This is a genomic window from Pelotomaculum terephthalicicum JT (genome assembly GCF_022410535.1).
Taxonomy (GTDB): domain Bacteria; phylum Bacillota; class Desulfotomaculia; order Desulfotomaculales; family Pelotomaculaceae; genus Pelotomaculum_D; species Pelotomaculum_D terephthalicicum.
Genome location: NZ_JAKNBL010000005.1, coordinates 1 through 15,500, shown reverse-complemented (window position 1 = coordinate 15,500; position 15,500 = coordinate 1). Strand labels below are relative to the sequence as shown.

Genomic DNA, 15,500 nt, shown 5'->3' with positions numbered 1-15,500 from the left:
CGGCATCGCTGCCGGTCATGGACGGAAGTGTTACTATACTCGGTGATGCCAAATACAGTGAAACACTGACGGCGATAACAACAGCTATAACATATACTCCGGACACAAGCGATGACATGCCCACTTACCAGTGGAAACGCGGCGGAGTGGATATACCAGGGGCCACAGCTTCAACCTACACATTGACGCAGGCCGACATCGGCCAGACAATCACCGTGACCGTCACCGCCGATGGCATTCATGCCACAGGCAGCGTCACCAGTGTTCCAACGGCTGTTGTGGACAAAGCCGACGGACCGGCGGCCCCAGGAGTACCAACATTGGTAAGCAAAACGCACAACAGCGTCACCCTGGAAGCCAATGCAGCCTATGAATTCAGGGTAGACGTAGGTCCATGGCAGGACAGCAATGTATTCACAGGCTTATCACCGGAAACCGAATACACCTTCACAGCCAGGATCAAAGAAACCTCCACACACAAAGCATCGGCTGAGAGCGCAGGGCTGACCGTATCGACAGATACAGTACCGGCCCAGCCTGACACCACTCCACCGGCAGTGGCGGACGGAACCATCATTGCCAGCGGCCTCACACATAACGGAGTCACCTTGAGCTGGAGCAAGGCGACGGATGATGTGAGTCCCCAGGGCGCTCTTCAGTATCTGGTCTATTTTTCATACTCAGACAATATAGGGACGGTAACAGACGCGGTATATAAAGGCACAGCAATAGGAGATTATGCAACAGATATCGGCACAAAAGAAATCACCGGCTTAGACGGCAATACCACTTACTACTTTAACGTCATTGTTATGGACGAAACCGGGAACAAGACCGCTTACACCATGAAATCAGTAACCACCGAGGCAACGCCGCCCGTGAACACGACGCCGAACCGCAAGTCAGGCGTACCTGCGACGGCAACAGTCTCTGTAACTGTAAACAACGCCTACACCCTCGACCTCTCAACCATATTCGAGGATGCAAATGGCGATACTTTGACATACAAGGTATCGGTGAACGGCGCGGCGGCGGTTGCGGCAAATAAGAATTATTCATACACGCCGACTGCTGCAGGTACTACCATCCTTATATTCACAGCCAATGACGGTACGGTGGACTCTACCGACACATATAAGGTGATCCTGACGGCTTCCAGTGCCGGCGGCGGAGGTGGTGGAAGCGGCGGAGGCGGCAGCGTCAACACTCCTGCCACACCAACGTATAAAGCGAATATTTCCGGCATCGGCACGACGGAAACCACCCTGCCCGTCAGTGTCAATACAAATGCGGGCAGCGCAACGACAGACCTGGGTACGCTGGCGAAAGATATTTTTGCCGGCACGGGAACAGCGGTCCTTACAGTATCCTCCATTCCTGGCGTGAACTCCTATACCGTGGGAATACCTGCGGCTTCCCTGTCCGACGCACAAGGGGAAGGCGCACTGACCTTCTCCACCGGCGCGGGCAGTATCACCATCCCGTCCGACATGCTGGCGGGAATGCCGGAAACCGAAGGGAAAAAAGCAGGTATCACCATCGGCCAGGGAGACAAATCCGGCCTGCCGGAGGAAGTAAAAACAGCCATCGGCGACCGGCCCATTGTCCGACTCACCTTGACTCTGGACGGTACGCAGACCGAATGGAATAATCCGGACGCGCCGGTTACGGTGAGCATCCCCTATACGCCGACAGTAGCGGAGCTGGCTGATCCAGAGCATATCGTCATCTGGTACATCGACGGCAGCGGCAACGTAATTTCAGTACCCAACGGACGCTACGACCCGGACACCGGAACCGTGACCTTTACCACCACCCATTTCAGTCATTATGCCGTAGCCTATGTGCATAAGACCTTCAGTGACCTGGGTGGTGTGGAATGGGCCAGAAAACCTATTGAGGTTATGGCTTCCAAGGGCATCATCAGCGGGACTTCAAAGAATACCTTCTCCCCTGCTGCCAACATCACCAGGGCCGACTATCTGGTACTGCTTGTCAAAACCCTGGGGCTGACGGCGAAATTTGACAGCAATTTTGACGATGTGGAGCCGGGCACCTACTATTATGAAGCCGTCGGCATCGCCAAAAAGCTGGGTATTGCCGCAGGCAGCGGAAATAACCGTTTTAACCCGAAGGAGAATATCTCCCGGCAGGATATGATGGTGCTCACAGCCAGGGCGCTGGAAAAATATAAAGGGCTCAAGGCGGCGGGCGATACTGCCGTATTGGACAAATTCAGCGACAAGGGAGATATCGCCGAATATGCCATAGGCAGCGCGGCTACCCTGGTCAAAGAAGGACTGATAGCAGGCTCCGGGGATAAATTGAATCCCCAAGCGCCTACCACCCGGGCCGAAGCAGCGGTATTCTTGTACCGGATCTACAATAAATACTAAAGATAAGCTTCACCAATAGAAATAAGCTAATACCTTGAGGCCGCGGTAAAAAAAGAGGACTGCGGCCTCAAACATTATTTCCGCCTTTTTCAAAAAGAAATGCTTTTGTTCCAAGATGTCCAGGCTCAACTATAAGCTGGAACTTCTTCGTTAACATCAAGATAATATCCGTGACAAGGGCAAACCTGCCTAAAGGCCGGGACGCAAAGCCATAGGGTCTAAGGTGCTTAAAGCGCTATGACAGCCTGGTTGCCGCAAAGACTGTGTAATTAAACCTGCCCTTTTTAGCGGCGGGTTTTTTGTTTGCCAAGGCGGATAATTTTCGGCAAAATACGACACTCATGTGAATCTTGGCACTGTTTAAAAGCACCGGGAGGGCTGACACATGAAAAAATCTATTGAGAGGTTGGAGTAGCTGAATTTGCGTGCTATCAAAGCATCTGCAGCGCAAGAATTATCTCCCTCGGTTGGAATATGCACCTTCCAGCCTTATGGCTTTATGCGCGTTCATTAGATTTTTCATTTGGCAGTCCAGCTCATATTGACTGGAAAACCGCAGTTTGCAGCTCGCAGATTGCGGTTTTCTTTTTGACAAAAATCTTATGTTTTCGACTGAAAACAACAAATAGACGCCTTGCCCAATCGGCAAGGTGCCGCTCCCCTCCGCTTGTTCTTCATTTTCCGGATTAAAAAATCTCGAAATGGAGGACAAGCTCATGGAAGAACAGGAGAGCAAGTATACATTGCTGGTTAACAAAAAGCGCGTCGCCGTGGGCAAAGAGGTATATAAGGCCTATTACCGGCAGAAGGAGCGCGAAGCGTATCTGGACAAGCTCGCCGGCAAGCACAACATATCCTTTGAGGAATGCGAGGAAAAAGGCATTCAGGTGGATTACCTGTTATCCCGCGCGGAAGAATCCATAGAGGACGGCGTCATCAAAAAGGAAATGCTAAAAAAGCTGGCGCTGTGCCTGGAAACGCTTTCCGAGCAGGAACGGCTGCTGATTTACGCGCTGTTTTTCCAGGGGAAAAGCGAGCGCCAATTGTCGGCGGAAACAGGAACGCCGCAAAGAACTATCAACGATAGAAAGCGCAGGATTCTCCTGAAGCTGAAAAAACTTTTGGAAAAATAAAAAATAAATCCGCTCAACCCCCTCATTTTTTCCTTAAAGAAGTGAGGGGTTTTTTATTCCCCCATTGCTCTTTGAAAAAAGCCGGCTTTAAACCGTCCATATCCAGCGGCTCAAATACGTTAGCCGTTCAGCCGGAAACGGAAAGCGACATTGGCAGGCACGCGAAGACTGCCTGCGGATCAGTCAAGGCGATCCGTAAAAACGATGGCATCAAAGGCGACGAGCGAGAAATGTCCGGCCATAAAACAGTCTGTGGTGGACTGTATCGCGTTGACCTGAACGGCCTATAATGATACTCCCGCATAGTCGAGGTTAGGTCCCAGAGTGCGGCCCGGAGGCTCTCGGGGAGGTGGAATTCCTGTGATATCCGCTGACCACGGATAGTTTGCGCCGCTGCCATTCGTGCTTGGGAAGTAGTGTCGAATTAAGCGCATCGTCTGAAGCCGGTTATTCAGACCTGAAATGAAGAACAAGCGAAAACGCTTTGATCTTAGAAACTATGCGGCGGGACGGCCACGCCCGCCGCATCCTTGTAGGATCAAACCATATATTAACGGGAGGCATGAAAAATATGGATGAAAAGAAACGAGCATGGCTTTACTGCCGCATCGACGCTCCGGAGGACGAGCATGGCCGCCTCAAAGGGCAGCAGAAAGAACTCGAGGACTACGCCGAGCAGATGGGGTTTGAAGTGGTCGGAGTCTCCCAGGACACCGGCAGCGGCCTGAATTTTGCCAGAAACGGCCTTGCCGAGGTAATCGAGGCTGCGGCTGAAGGCAAGATGGATGTGCTGCTTATTGTAAATCTCTCCCGCCTGGACAGGGATACCGCTAAAACAATGGATTTCATCCGGGGACTGGGCCGGCTTGGAATCGGACTCTATTCCCCGCTGGAGGGTGAAATCAAGCTGACGCGGCTTGAGGAAATGTATGGCGGCCTTGCCGCCATGAGAATGGAATAAGGAGGAAGCTGGTATGAATGAATCTGCCGAAAGAATCAGCGCCAACGCCGACTATATCGGAATTCTCAATGCCTTGAACTGGCTGGTTTCCACCGGTAAGATCACCGCCGAGGACGGCAGGAAAACCGCCTCGCGTATTGCCGAACAATTGGGAGCCTCCGTCTTCATTGTTTAGCGCTATTGGGTATAGCTATGGCGCCGGTTGTGTGGTAGTGTATGTTGTTGACAAGAAAGGAGGCGAAAAGCCGTGAAAACAAGCCAAAATACTGTTGGCGGAGCACTGGCGGGAGAACTTCAGACGGAAGCTCCCAGGGTTATTGTAATCAATCCGACCGTTCAGGCCCAAAAAGACAAGCTGCGCATCGCGGCATACGCCCGTGTCAGCAGCGACTCCGACGACCAGCTGAACTCCTTCGCGGCGCAGGTGAGCCATTACGCCGCGCTGATCCGGGAAAGCGAGAATTGGGAACTCGTCGACATTTATGCCGACGAGGGCGTCACAGGACTGCGGATGGATAAGCGGGAGGATTTTCAGCGCCTTCTCCGCGACTGCCGCAAAGGGAAAATCGACCGAATCCTGACCAAATCCATCTCGCGGTTTTCCCGGAACACAAGGGAGTGCCTGGAAACCATCCGGGAACTCAAATCCCTTGGCGTGACCATTTATTTTGAAAAGGAGCACATCGATACCGGAGAAATCAGCAACGAGATGCTGCTGACCTTTTTCTCCGGCAACGCCCAGCAGGAGTCCATGTCCATATCGGGAAACATGCGGTGGAGCTATCAGCACCGCATGAAAAACGGCAAATTCATTACCTGCAAAGCGCCCCTCGGATACCGGCTGCAGAGCGGAACCCTGCAAATCCATGAGCAGGAAGCTGAAATCGTTCGCTATGTTTTCAACAGCTATCTGAACGGAAAAAGCAAGGACGAAATCGCAGATGAACTGACTGCGCAGGGCGTCCCCACAAGGGACGGAAAAGACAGGTGGCACTACAGTACGATAGACTATCTCCTGAAAAATGAACGGTATGCAGGCGACGCTCTGCTGCAAAAACGGTACACCACCGCCGTCCTGCCGTTCCAGAAAAAGCGCAACAAAGGCGAGAAGGACAAATACTATGTCAAATACTCGCATCCCGCAATTATCTCCCGCGATATTTTCGAAAGGGCGCAGGAGTTGAACCAAAGCAGGAATATCCCTACCATGTCGAAACGCTCGATGTATCCGCTGAGCAAAAGGATTCGATGCGGAGAGTGCGGGTCGCTTTTCAAAAGGAAAACCTGCAACGGAAAAACCTACTGGGTATGCCACAACCACAATAAAGGCAAATCTAACTGCACTGTAACCCAAATTCCGGAGCCGGAGATCTACGGAGCATTCCTCCGGCTGTACCACAAGCTAAAGCTGAACTATGATAAAATTTTATCCCCCATGTTGGACCAACTGCAGGCGCTCAAGCGACACCGAAACTTAAGCAATCTGCAGGTGGTCGAGCTGAACCGGCAGATCGCGGAACTCACTGAGCGGAATCATGTGCTGAACGGACTGAAGTCCAAAGGCATCATCGATTCCGCTCTTTTTATATCCCAAACCGACGAGCTGAGCAGAAAAATCCGCGCCTTAAAAGCAGAGAAAAACAAGCTGATGGAAAAGGATGAGGACGACAGCGCCATCACCGAAACCAGGAGCCTGATCGAAATCCTGGAGGACGGACCGGAGCGTCTGAGCGGTTTTGACGAAACGCTCTTTGACAGCATAGTGGAGCTGGTTACCGCCGAGTCCGGCGAACGGCTGAAATTCAAGCTGATAAACGGTCTGGAGCTTGCCGAACCCATAGAAAGGACGGTGCGGTAGCATGAAAAACCGATACATCCCATTCGGATACCGGCTTTCTGAAGGAGTCATCGTACCTCATGACAGGGAAGCGGAAATGGTGCGGCTGATCTTCCGGCAATACATATCCGGCGAGTCCTACGGCCGGATCGCCGCCATGCTGGAAAAAGCGGGGCAGCCCTATAGCGAAGGCTCCTCCCGCTGGAACAAGAATATGGTGGGACGCATCCTGCAAAACCGGAAATATACCGGACAGGACGGATATCCCAAACTGGTCACGGAGGACGAGTTCAGACAGTCCGCCCTGCTCCAGCAGGCAAAATATACCCGCAAGGATATACATACGGCTCCGGAGATTACAGCCCTGAAAAGGAAAGTATTTTGCAGAGAATGCGGAAGCCCCTATGAAAGGATTCTGGACAACCGGACCGGGGAGAAATGGAAATGCAAAAATACCGGGTGCCGCCGCACGACAAAAATCACCGACACCCTGCTGACCGGGCAGATCATCTCCCTGCTGAACCTTGCCGTTGAAAATCCGCAGCGCATCGAAATCCCGGCCATTGAAAGCCGATGCCATGACCTCGAAATCACAAGGCTGACCAACGAGATCAACCGGGAACTGGACAAGACGGACTGCGACGAGGAATACGCCAGAATCCTGATCATAGCCCGCGCCGCCGCCCAATACGAGAGCTGCCCGGAAGGTCTCCTGCCGCAAAAGGCGCGGGAAATCAAAGCGGCCTTTGAAAGCCGTAAACTCCTGACACAGTTTGATGCGGAGCTGTTCGAATGCGCCGTGGACGCGGTCGTCGTCCAGCCGGACGGAACGGTCTCCCTGAAGTTAAAAAACGGACAGAGCCTTGAAAACAGGCCGGAAAGGAGAGCAATGCCATGCTGATGGCACAAAGCGATTTACAACCGCAAGAAAAGCAAATTATCATCATCCCCGCCAATCCACTCGTAGCCCAAAACAGGACCTTCCCCCGGCAGCTTCGCGCCGCCGCATACTGCAGGGTCTCCACCGACCAGGAGGAACAGCTCACCAGCTACGAGGCGCAGGTGGCTTACTATACCGACAAGATCATGAGCAACCCCGAATGGACGCTGGCAGGCATATTCGCAGACGAAGGCATCACGGGGACGTCGGTAAAAAAGCGCACCAACTTTCTGAGAATGATCCGTCTGTGCAGGAAGGGCAAGATTGATATCATACTGACCAAGTCTATCAGCCGGTTTGCGAGAAACACGGTAGACTGCCTGAACTACATCCGGGAACTCAAGGAGCTGGGGATAGCGGTCATTTTTGAAAACGAAAACATCAACACCATGAAAGCGGACACCGAAATTATTATCACCATGCTGGCAGGCTTCGCCCAGGCGCAGAGCGAGTCAATCAGCCAGAACGTCCGCTGGGGCAAACGCCAGGCCTTTAAAAGCGGAAAGGTATCCTTCCAGTATTCAAGAATCTACGGATACGAACGGGGCGAGAATGATAAGCCCAGGGTGGTCCCCGAACAGGCAGCTGTAGTGCGGCGGATATTTCAAAGCTATCTTGCCGGAAGCAGCGTGCCGGATATCAAGCGGATGCTGGAAGCGGAAGGCATCGCCGCGGCGGGAGGAAAGCCCCAATGGTCCGTCGGCGCCCTGCAGTACATGCTCCGGAACGAGAAATACTGCGGCGACGCCCTCCTGCAAAAGACCTTCGTGGAAAACTGCATCAGCAAGAAAACGAGGAAAAATAACGGCGAGCTTCCCAAATACCTGGTTCAGAACCACCATGAGGCGATCATCGACCGTACGCTTTTTGAGAAAGTGCAAGCGGAAATCGCCCGCCGTGCCGGAAAGCGGAAGGTATCCGACAAGACCAGCAAAACCGGACAGTCCAAATACAGCGGCAGGTACGCCCTGACCGAGCTTCTCATCTGCGGCAGCTGCGGTACTCCCTACAAGCGGGTGACCTGGTCAAAGCGGGGCAAGAAAAAAATCGTGTGGCGGTGCATCAGCCGGTTAGACTACAGTACGAAATATTGCAAAAGCTCCCCCACCATCGATGAAGAAAGGCTTCAGGCAGCGGTGCTGAAAGCCATCAACACCATGATGAGCAATCGGGAACGGCTCATCGGTATCCTTAAAACCAATCTGGAAATCACGCTTTCTGAAAAAAGCAGCGGTGCGACCAATCCATACGCAATCGAAAACCGCATCCGCAAGCTGCAGGACAGTATGATGGAGCTGGTGGCGGTCGCGGCAAAGGCGGGAAACGCCGAAAGCTACGAGGACAAGTTCAGAGAAATTTCGGAGGAAATCAAATCCCTGCAGAAAACACTGGAGCAATACCAGGCGGAGCAAAACGGTCCGGATAAACTCGCCAGGCAGATCGACGACATCTGCAAGGCGCTGGAAGACGCCCCCTTTGAAATAACGGAATACAGCAACAACATTGTGCGGCAGTTTATCGACACCATCAAGGTGGTGAATGAAGATAAGCTGCTCTTTATTTTCAAAGGCGGCATTACGATGGAACAACCGCTCACGATATAGGATATCCCGATGTGGAGCGAATAACAAAACCATTTTAGCGGAGCAAAGCAGCTCCGCTATTTATATATATTGACTGAAATATATGAAGGAAGGAGAAAACCATGACAAATGAAGCTCTCAGCGAATTGTTGGATAAACAGAATCTGGTCATGGGCCATGTTTATCTTTATGACGGCAGCCGTCAGGAATACCTGTTTGAACATTCGCCATTTAAAATGCCGGCAAAAAAATGTATAATAAAATCAACAGGGAGTGAGGCTGATGCCAAGTCACATTAGTGTAAACGGTACACAGATTACCGTTACAACAATTGAAGATAAAGATTATATTTCTCTTACAGATATGCTGAAGGCAAAAGACGGTGATTTTTTCATCTCGGACTGGCTTCGCAATCGGAATACCGTTGAATTTTTAGGCATATGGGAGCAGATTCACAATCCCGATTTTAATTATGGCGAATTCGCCATAATTAAAAGTCAGGCCGGACTCAACAGCTATAAGATCAGCGTAAAGGAATGGGTGGCCAAAACAAACGCCATCGGCTTAAAAGCCACTGCCGGACGTTATGGCGGAACATATGCCTATAAGGACATCGCATTTGAATTCGGCATGTGGATCAGTCCCGAATTCAAAATTTATTTAATCAAAGAATTTGAAAGGCTGAAGGCGGAGGAACAGCGCCAGCTTGGATGGGATATCAAACGCAATCTGGCAAAAATAAATTATCGCATCCACACGGACGCAATCAAAGAAAACCTGATCCCGCCGCAGCTTACACCGCAGCAGATCAATCAGGTATATGCCAGCGAGGCGGACATGCTCAATGTCGCCTTGTTTGGCATGACCGCAAAAGAGTGGCGTGACCGCAATCCTGACTTGAAAGGCAACATTCGTGATTACGCCAATGTTTCACAGCTTGTCTGCCTTTCCAACATGGAAAACCTGAACGCCGTCTTCATCGGCGACGGGATGCCGCAACCCGAAAGGCTGGCCAAACTAAACGCTATTGCCATCAGCCAGATGAAGCTGCTGACAGAAGATCACCGGGTGTCGGCACTTGAAGAAAAGCACGCTGCGCTTCTTCCCAAAGATGGGGGTGAGAAGCCATAGGAAAGAAAAAAAGACAGGGACATTACTGTAAAATATGCGGTCTGCAAAAATCTAATGAGAGCTTTTCGGGCAAGGGCCATGCCAGTCATATCTGCAAAGCCTGCGCTCGCCTGTCTGCGGCAGAGCAATCCGAAGCGATGACGATAAACCGGTTAATGAATCTACCTTTCCGGCGCTTAACTGACAATGAATTAAAATGGCTGAAGAAGTGTACCGGGGATACCAGAGAAGCTGTACGGCTCATGGCAAAGGAGATTTATTCGCAGAGGTTCCCTCATGCGGAGCGCAATGAAATGAAAAAACAGCTTCATATCAAAGAAATCACCTTCACGGTGAATGCTTGCGTATGGGATGAATACGGTGATGAAATTCCTGTAAGCTGCCGGTTTTTCATGAAGAAAGCAGAACCGGTTATTTCAATGCAGGCTCTGGATGTTTCAACTGAACCGGCCACGATCCGATTAGAGCCGGATAAATATGCAAAGCTGCTGAAATCGCTGATCCACCATTATGAAATTTTCTGTTGGAATCAGGATTACTGTTCCAGCAATGCTGATGATGACTTTAACCCCGGCTTTGACTTCGATAACTTTTCCGAACCGGCGGATACCCTGGAGGAAGAAGTAAACATTGAGGATGTCGATCCGACATGGAGTATATCAATCAGGTATTGTAACGGTACAGAACAAAATATTCAAGGAACAGACGACTACCTTCCCGATAAGGTTGAAGAACTATATTTGGAATTGGACGAGCTTTTTGAGACGAAAGAAGAATCCGATTGGGAACAGGTTGATTTTGATGGCGATTTTGCAGATTAAAGATATTTAAAAGTGGCATCTTTTTTTACCTAACTATGCAGATGTATCCACAGACACCTTAAAGGTAACTTTAATGGTGTCTTTGTTTATTGTTACCCTTTCAACGAACTCTTCCACCAGTTGTTTGCAGCTTACCGGGTCATCGCTTTTTAGTAATTCACGGTAATGTTGCAAATAGGATGCTATTGTATTTTCCGACAACAAATCCTGCGATTGCTTAATGCGCCATTCCTGCAGCCTGCTTTCGAGGGAGGACTTTTTTGCTTCCAGCCTTTTTAATTGCTCGACAATAACACGGACTGTCGCGCCTCCTTCTGTAATTGCCTGGACTAAGTTATTTATCTGCTTATCGACCTTTAAAAGTTCTTGTTCAAGAAATAATCCTTCGCCTGCGCTTTTCATTTTTTCCTGTTTGTAGTGGATTGAAATTTTATGGGCAAGTTCAGGTATGGCGAGGTCATTTAGTAGGCGTGCTTCCAACTCGGATAGCACGTAGTTTTCCGCCAAATCTTTTCTTATTTTGCCATTGCCGCAGGCACCGGTGCGCTTGCCGTAATTGCATTCGTAGTAGTATTGTTTGCGATGCTCCCGGGATACACGGGTGAGGTAGCTTGATGAAGTTCCTACCATTCTCTTACCGCATTCTCCACACCAGATGACGCCGGAAAGGATGTATACTGTTTTTGATTTATAACTGCCTTTTGAATTCTGCCGCTGGTTCTTGTCCATCTTTGCCTGCACCTCCCAAAATATTTCAGACGGGATGATTGCCGGTATTGCGCCCTTTATTTCGATGACTTCTTCCCGGCTCTTTGACTTATGGTTGTTGCGGCGGCCATCTGGGGACTTGCTTGAAGCCCGGTTGAAAACGTAGATGCCGGCGTATTTCTTGTTCCGCAAGATATCGTGTATGCTGTTCTTGCTGAAAGGGCGGCCCAGCTTTGTTTTTAGTCCTTTTTTATTGAGTTCACCCTGTATATTACTGTAACCGTGGCCTTGGTGGAACATGTTAAATATTATTCGGATGGCTTCCGCTTCTAATTTGTTGATTATATAATAACCCTCTTTATCTACCGACAAACCCAGAGGAGCGAGCCCGCCCGTATGTTTTCCTTGTAAGGCTGTTTCCTTCATGCCCTTCATTACTTCGCGGGCCAGGTTTTTTGAATAATATTCAGCCATCCCTTCGAAGATAGATTCCATCAATATGCTTTCTGGGCTGTCGTCAAGGTGTTCCAGCACGGATTCAACCCGCACTTCCGCCCGCTTAAGTTCTCGTTTGTAGAATGCGCTGTCGTACCTGTTTCGCGCGAAACGATCCAGCTTATGTATAAGTAGAACGTCAACCTGTAAACGGTTTGTTTTTATGTCACTAATCATCTGCATGAACCCGGGGCGGTCGTCCGTAGTGGCTGATTTTGCCTCGTCTGTGTAGACTTTAACTATAGTGTACCCCTGTTTTTGGGCATATTCGGTACATGCTCTTACTTGGGCGGTAATACTTTCTTCTCTCTGGTTGTCGCTCGAAAAACGCGCATAAATTGTTGCTTTCATAAATGTCTCCTATTTCACTTGACCTTACGCTTATTAGATTTGGTTTTGTCAAGTATTGAAATCTGTATGTCATGGGCAGTAATTTTTGATTCGATCCGGGTAAGACGCTCGGTATGGTCGTCAAGGATTTCGGCGTTATGGTGATAGCCGTCAAGGAGAGCACCAAGTTTTCTACCGTGATCGTTTTCGATACGGATGACTATATTTTCTAATCTAGTAAGCCTTTCTTCGAGTCTCATTTGGCCTTCGGTAAGCGAACCAACTTTTTCTGTAAGGAGGCCTTGGCCTTCAGTAAGCGAACCAACTTTTTCTGTAAGGAGGCCTTGGCCTTCAGTAAGCGAACTAACTTTCTCTGTAAGGAGGCCTTGGCCTTCAGTAAGCGAACCAACTTTCTCTGCAAGTAGGCCTTGACCTTCGGTAAGCGAACCAACTTTCTCTGCAAGTAGGCCTTGGCCTTCGGTAAGTGAACCAACTTTTTCTGTAAGTTGTTGTTGACCTTCAGTAAATTTCTTTTGGTTTTCTGTAAGGACCCGCAACTGCTGTAACACTAACTCTTGAAATTTCTCACTATCCATAAAAATTCTCCTCGACTGCTTCTTATTTTTGTTTTAATCAATTTTTGGGTAAAAAATTATTTTTTTTGTAATAACCATGCTTATTATAAGATTTTTGGTTTTTAATTGATTATTTTGCTAAGTATTATTGTATTATATAAACATTAATGTTTTCTTTTCTGTGGCGCTCAAAGGCGCTTCCTTCAATAACTCTTAGCTTTTAATTAATTGTTGCACAAATTCTGGGTTGAGTAAAATTACGTTATTACTAAGTACGATAAAATCTTGAAGTAACCCAGGCATGATTATTACTGTTTCTTTCATGCAATCCCTCCTGTCAAATTTTAATTTCATAATTCGACAGGGGATAACATTTTCCTTAGCAAAAATTCAGACACTATTCGACATTATTCTTTTTCCATGGTGGTTTGAAATTAGGATCGTTTAGTTTTTTATTAAGACCTTCAATAATCTCTTGTTTTTCTTGTTTAGTGTACTTTTGCGATTCCTCTAAATCTTCTCCACCCCAAAAAACTCCGCTTGTTTTAATATTCTCCAATGTATTCTCTAATGATGTTAACCACTCAATTATTACTTCATTTGAATAGCCTTTATTTTTCATGGCCTGTATTTGTTTGAGAAGGTCATAGTTGTTTTTATCGACAACGAGTTTCCAGATTTCGGGAGGAAGTTGTAATAAGTCCTGGCTTTCTGCTGCGAAAAACTCGTACAATTCGATACCTAGAGCGGAGCAGATCTTTTCAATGGTATAAATAGTTGGTTGTTTTTGTCCAATTTCGATTTCACGTAAAGTTGATTGCCCAATTCCGGCCAACTTGGCAAGTTTATTGGTGCTATGTCCTTTTTGTTTACGTAATTCTATTATTCTAGCCGGGACATCCATTAGATACACCACCATGTATTTAACGCTATAGCAATAATATCATAAATATCTTTCAAAATTTATAAAGCTTTAGCGTTGACATAGTTAACGCTTGAGCGTTATAATGAGTTAGAAGAGGTGATAAACTTGCAACTTCAACAATTAAGAGAAGCGCGCGGATGGTCGCAGACACAATTAGCTAAAAAAAGTGGAGTTAGCCAAACATATATTTCGGAGCTGGAGCTCTGCAAGAAGCAACCAACTGTTCCAATTGTAAAAAAACTAGCCACCGCTCTAGATGTTTCCGTAGTTGAACTCATTAACGAACCGGTAGACAAGGCAGTAGGGGAGTGATTTGTTTTAATGGACCCCTCAATAATCAAGGTTATAAAAAAGATGGGTGAAGAAAATGATCCCTCAGCCCCTAAAAGGTAACTCTATAGAAATTGTGTTCGTCGAGCTGACAGCCCGCCGTGGTGCTGACAAAATAGAAACGATCAAAGAGAAAATCCTTGGGCTGGCACCGGACGATACAAATGATTTTTTTGGAAGGCTTGCTAAAATAATCGGTCCGCCGGTAATACGTGCTATTAAGGAGGCCGATGCAGACAAGTAGAGGGCTAGGCTATAATAAGTATTTCTTTATTTTTATGGAATTACCTTCCAGTAGGCTAAATAAACTAAGCATTTTTAGAAATATATCTTGCTGCACTGTACACCACGAAAGTAGGGGGAACAATTATTATGGCCCGTAAATCACGCTGCGAGAACATAGGATCTAAAATACACTATGTATCATCAGAAAATATTAATGAGGAAATAATGGCTGCTGTTAATCACGGGCGAATGACGATGGTACGCATTATAGCAGAAAGCATTCTCAGACAGGAACGGGATAATATGATTGGATCAATGAAAGACAATCGGTTAGTTATCCGAGGATAGCTTTGAGCCAGAAACAGAGTACGCTACTGTAATACATATGAGAACAATAAACTTTACTGCGCTTGTTTTCTGTTAAATAGGCTCTCGGCATTAGATGGGAGGAATCATTAAATCTGGAATAAAGCAACTGGAAATTCTGGCATGCCAGGCTAAAAAGACTGTCCTTTTCACGACATTCCTAAAAATGGGCATGGCAAAGAAGCCTAACGGCCTCTATTAAAAATAGCCTTAAGCAGCCGTTTGGAAAATAAGTTGTTTTAAGTTTTTCAGATCTTCTTGCTGGTGGGCATACCAAGCATCCATGTGCTGACACATCATGATGCCGTAAATGCGTATGTACCACATCTTAGTAGAACGGTGACGACCAGATTCCAGCTTGTAATCAACCTTCTCTCGTTTATTGGTTCGCTCGGCAGTCGTACGTCGCTTGTAAATGAGTTTCCACTTTTCCGAATCCCTTGGTGTTTTCGGAAACAGTCTGGGGTTGTCTTTACTGCAGGTATGGAACGTTCTTCCGAATTTAGCGGTTGAACATGGTTTTTGGCAGGTGTTGGTTGTTCGCTTCTTCATCATCGGACATCTCCACTTATGCCGTTTCTGAGAATGGTCGAAGCCGTAATGCTTCATCTTCTTTGCGGCGGGACAAATCGGGATGCCTTCAGGTGAAATTTGAATATCACAATTGGTTTCCAGGTTCTTCTTGCCGCGCACATTAAGGTCGATAAAAGGTTCAATGTTTTGGTGAAGTAAGAGGTCATAAAT

16 protein-coding genes, 1 pseudogene and 1 riboswitch are annotated in these 15,500 nt (G+C 48.0%); of the genes and pseudogenes, 13 read left to right on the top strand and 4 right to left on the bottom strand.

Annotated elements, in window-relative coordinates; all coding sequences use genetic code 11:
- The first annotated feature begins 17 nt into the window (after window positions 1-17).
- From L9W92_RS05235 to L9W92_RS05185, 11 genes are all read left to right on the top strand, one after another.
- A complete protein-coding gene (locus tag L9W92_RS05235) occupies window positions 18-2,396 on the top strand; it encodes an S-layer homology domain-containing protein (protein WP_240082702.1) in 2,379 nt (792 codons plus the stop codon).
- 168 nt (window positions 2,397-2,564) lie between these two features.
- Window positions 2,565-2,653, top strand: a riboswitch (cyclic di-GMP riboswitch).
- 459 nt (window positions 2,654-3,112) lie between these two features.
- A complete protein-coding gene (locus tag L9W92_RS05230) occupies window positions 3,113-3,529 on the top strand; it encodes a sigma factor-like helix-turn-helix DNA-binding protein (protein ID WP_240082701.1) in 417 nt (138 codons plus the stop codon).
- A gap of 41 nt (window positions 3,530-3,570) precedes the next feature.
- Complete coding sequence (locus L9W92_RS05225) at window positions 3,571-3,819, top strand: hypothetical protein (RefSeq protein ID WP_240082700.1); 249 nt, start codon at window positions 3,571-3,573, stop codon at window positions 3,817-3,819.
- Window positions 3,820-4,100: 281 nt separating this feature from the next.
- Window positions 4,101-4,490, top strand: a complete 390-nt coding sequence (locus tag L9W92_RS05220) for a recombinase family protein (RefSeq protein WP_240082699.1) — start codon at window positions 4,101-4,103, stop codon at window positions 4,488-4,490.
- A gap of 13 nt (window positions 4,491-4,503) precedes the next feature.
- Window positions 4,504-4,665: a hypothetical protein gene (locus L9W92_RS05215; protein WP_240082698.1), complete on the top strand. Its 162-nt coding sequence runs from the start codon at window positions 4,504-4,506 to the stop codon at window positions 4,663-4,665.
- A gap of 72 nt (window positions 4,666-4,737) precedes the next feature.
- A complete protein-coding gene (locus L9W92_RS05210; protein WP_240082697.1) occupies window positions 4,738-6,348 on the top strand; it encodes a recombinase family protein in 1,611 nt (536 codons plus the stop codon).
- 1 nt (window position 6,349) lies between these two features.
- Window positions 6,350-7,228 carry a recombinase family protein gene (locus L9W92_RS05205; RefSeq protein ID WP_240082696.1) on the top strand — a complete coding sequence of 293 codons (879 nt, stop codon included), beginning with the start codon at window positions 6,350-6,352 and terminating at the stop codon, window positions 7,226-7,228.
- Window positions 7,222-8,871: a recombinase family protein gene (locus L9W92_RS05200; protein WP_240082695.1), complete on the top strand. Its 1,650-nt coding sequence runs from the start codon at window positions 7,222-7,224 to the stop codon at window positions 8,869-8,871. Before L9W92_RS05205 ends, L9W92_RS05200 begins: the two co-directional genes overlap by 7 nt.
- Window positions 8,872-8,972: 101 nt before the next feature.
- The gene (locus L9W92_RS05195) at window positions 8,973-9,149 is read left to right on the top strand and encodes a hypothetical protein (RefSeq protein WP_240082694.1); all 177 of its coding nucleotides are present in this window, start codon (window positions 8,973-8,975) and stop codon (window positions 9,147-9,149) included.
- Window positions 9,133-9,981, top strand: coding sequence for a KilA-N domain-containing protein (locus L9W92_RS05190; protein ID WP_240082693.1), 849 nt, complete (start codon window positions 9,133-9,135; stop codon window positions 9,979-9,981). The genes L9W92_RS05195 and L9W92_RS05190 overlap by 17 nt, the downstream gene beginning before the upstream one ends.
- A 137-nt stretch (window positions 9,982-10,118) precedes the next feature.
- Window positions 10,119-10,802 (top strand): hypothetical protein, encoded by a 684-nt coding sequence (locus L9W92_RS05185; RefSeq protein ID WP_240082692.1) that lies wholly within the window; start codon window positions 10,119-10,121, stop codon window positions 10,800-10,802.
- A gap of 33 nt (window positions 10,803-10,835) precedes the next feature.
- On the opposite strand, the gene L9W92_RS05180 is transcribed toward L9W92_RS05185, so the two are convergent.
- The 3 genes from L9W92_RS05180 to L9W92_RS05170 all read right to left on the bottom strand — a co-directional run bounded on the left by L9W92_RS05180 (window position 10,836) and on the right by L9W92_RS05170 (window position 13,814).
- The gene (locus L9W92_RS05180) at window positions 10,836-12,356 is read right to left on the bottom strand and encodes a recombinase family protein (RefSeq protein WP_240082691.1); all 1,521 of its coding nucleotides are present in this window, start codon (window positions 12,354-12,356) and stop codon (window positions 10,836-10,838) included.
- Between the two features lie 14 nt (window positions 12,357-12,370).
- On the bottom strand, window positions 12,371-12,931 hold the full coding sequence (locus L9W92_RS05175; protein WP_240082690.1) for a hypothetical protein: 561 nt from the start codon (window positions 12,929-12,931) through the stop codon (window positions 12,371-12,373).
- Window positions 12,932-13,307: 376 nt separating this feature from the next.
- The gene (locus L9W92_RS05170) at window positions 13,308-13,814 is read right to left on the bottom strand and encodes a helix-turn-helix domain-containing protein (protein ID WP_240082689.1); all 507 of its coding nucleotides are present in this window, start codon (window positions 13,812-13,814) and stop codon (window positions 13,308-13,310) included.
- Between the two features lie 126 nt (window positions 13,815-13,940).
- Between L9W92_RS05170 and L9W92_RS05165 the strand changes: the two genes are divergently transcribed.
- Both L9W92_RS05165 and L9W92_RS05160 read left to right on the top strand, forming a co-directional pair.
- Complete coding sequence (locus tag L9W92_RS05165; protein ID WP_248285868.1) at window positions 13,941-14,147, top strand: helix-turn-helix domain-containing protein; 207 nt, start codon at window positions 13,941-13,943, stop codon at window positions 14,145-14,147.
- A gap of 46 nt (window positions 14,148-14,193) precedes the next feature.
- Window positions 14,194-14,409: a hypothetical protein gene (locus L9W92_RS05160; protein ID WP_240082687.1), complete on the top strand. Its 216-nt coding sequence runs from the start codon at window positions 14,194-14,196 to the stop codon at window positions 14,407-14,409.
- A 557-nt stretch (window positions 14,410-14,966) separates the two neighbouring features.
- On the opposite strand, the pseudogene L9W92_RS05155 reads toward L9W92_RS05160, so the two are convergent.
- Window positions 14,967-15,500: pseudogene (locus tag L9W92_RS05155) on the bottom strand (hypothetical protein); the annotation flags it as partial.

Coding starts and splice junctions, on each gene's coding strand:
- L9W92_RS05190 (WP_240082693.1), top strand. CDS start 9,133: ATGCCAAGTCACATTAGTGTAAACGGTACACAGATTACCGTTACAACA.
- L9W92_RS05220 (WP_240082699.1), top strand. CDS start 4,101: ATGGATGAAAAGAAACGAGCATGGCTTTACTGCCGCATCGACGCTCCG.
- L9W92_RS05175 (WP_240082690.1), bottom strand. CDS start 12,931: ATGGATAGTGAGAAATTTCAAGAGTTAGTGTTACAGCAGTTGCGGGTC.
- L9W92_RS05195 (WP_240082694.1), top strand. CDS start 8,973: ATGACAAATGAAGCTCTCAGCGAATTGTTGGATAAACAGAATCTGGTC.
- L9W92_RS05170 (WP_240082689.1), bottom strand. CDS start 13,814: ATGGATGTCCCGGCTAGAATAATAGAATTACGTAAACAAAAAGGACAT.
- L9W92_RS05205 (WP_240082696.1), top strand. CDS start 6,350: ATGAAAAACCGATACATCCCATTCGGATACCGGCTTTCTGAAGGAGTC.
- L9W92_RS05230 (WP_240082701.1), top strand. CDS start 3,113: ATGGAAGAACAGGAGAGCAAGTATACATTGCTGGTTAACAAAAAGCGC.
- L9W92_RS05235 (WP_240082702.1), top strand. CDS start 18: ATGGACGGAAGTGTTACTATACTCGGTGATGCCAAATACAGTGAAACA.
- L9W92_RS05185 (WP_240082692.1), top strand. CDS start 10,119: ATGACGATAAACCGGTTAATGAATCTACCTTTCCGGCGCTTAACTGAC.
- L9W92_RS05215 (WP_240082698.1), top strand. CDS start 4,504: ATGAATGAATCTGCCGAAAGAATCAGCGCCAACGCCGACTATATCGGA.
- L9W92_RS05200 (WP_240082695.1), top strand. CDS start 7,222: ATGCTGATGGCACAAAGCGATTTACAACCGCAAGAAAAGCAAATTATC.
- L9W92_RS05180 (WP_240082691.1), bottom strand. CDS start 12,356: ATGAAAGCAACAATTTATGCGCGTTTTTCGAGCGACAACCAGAGAGAA.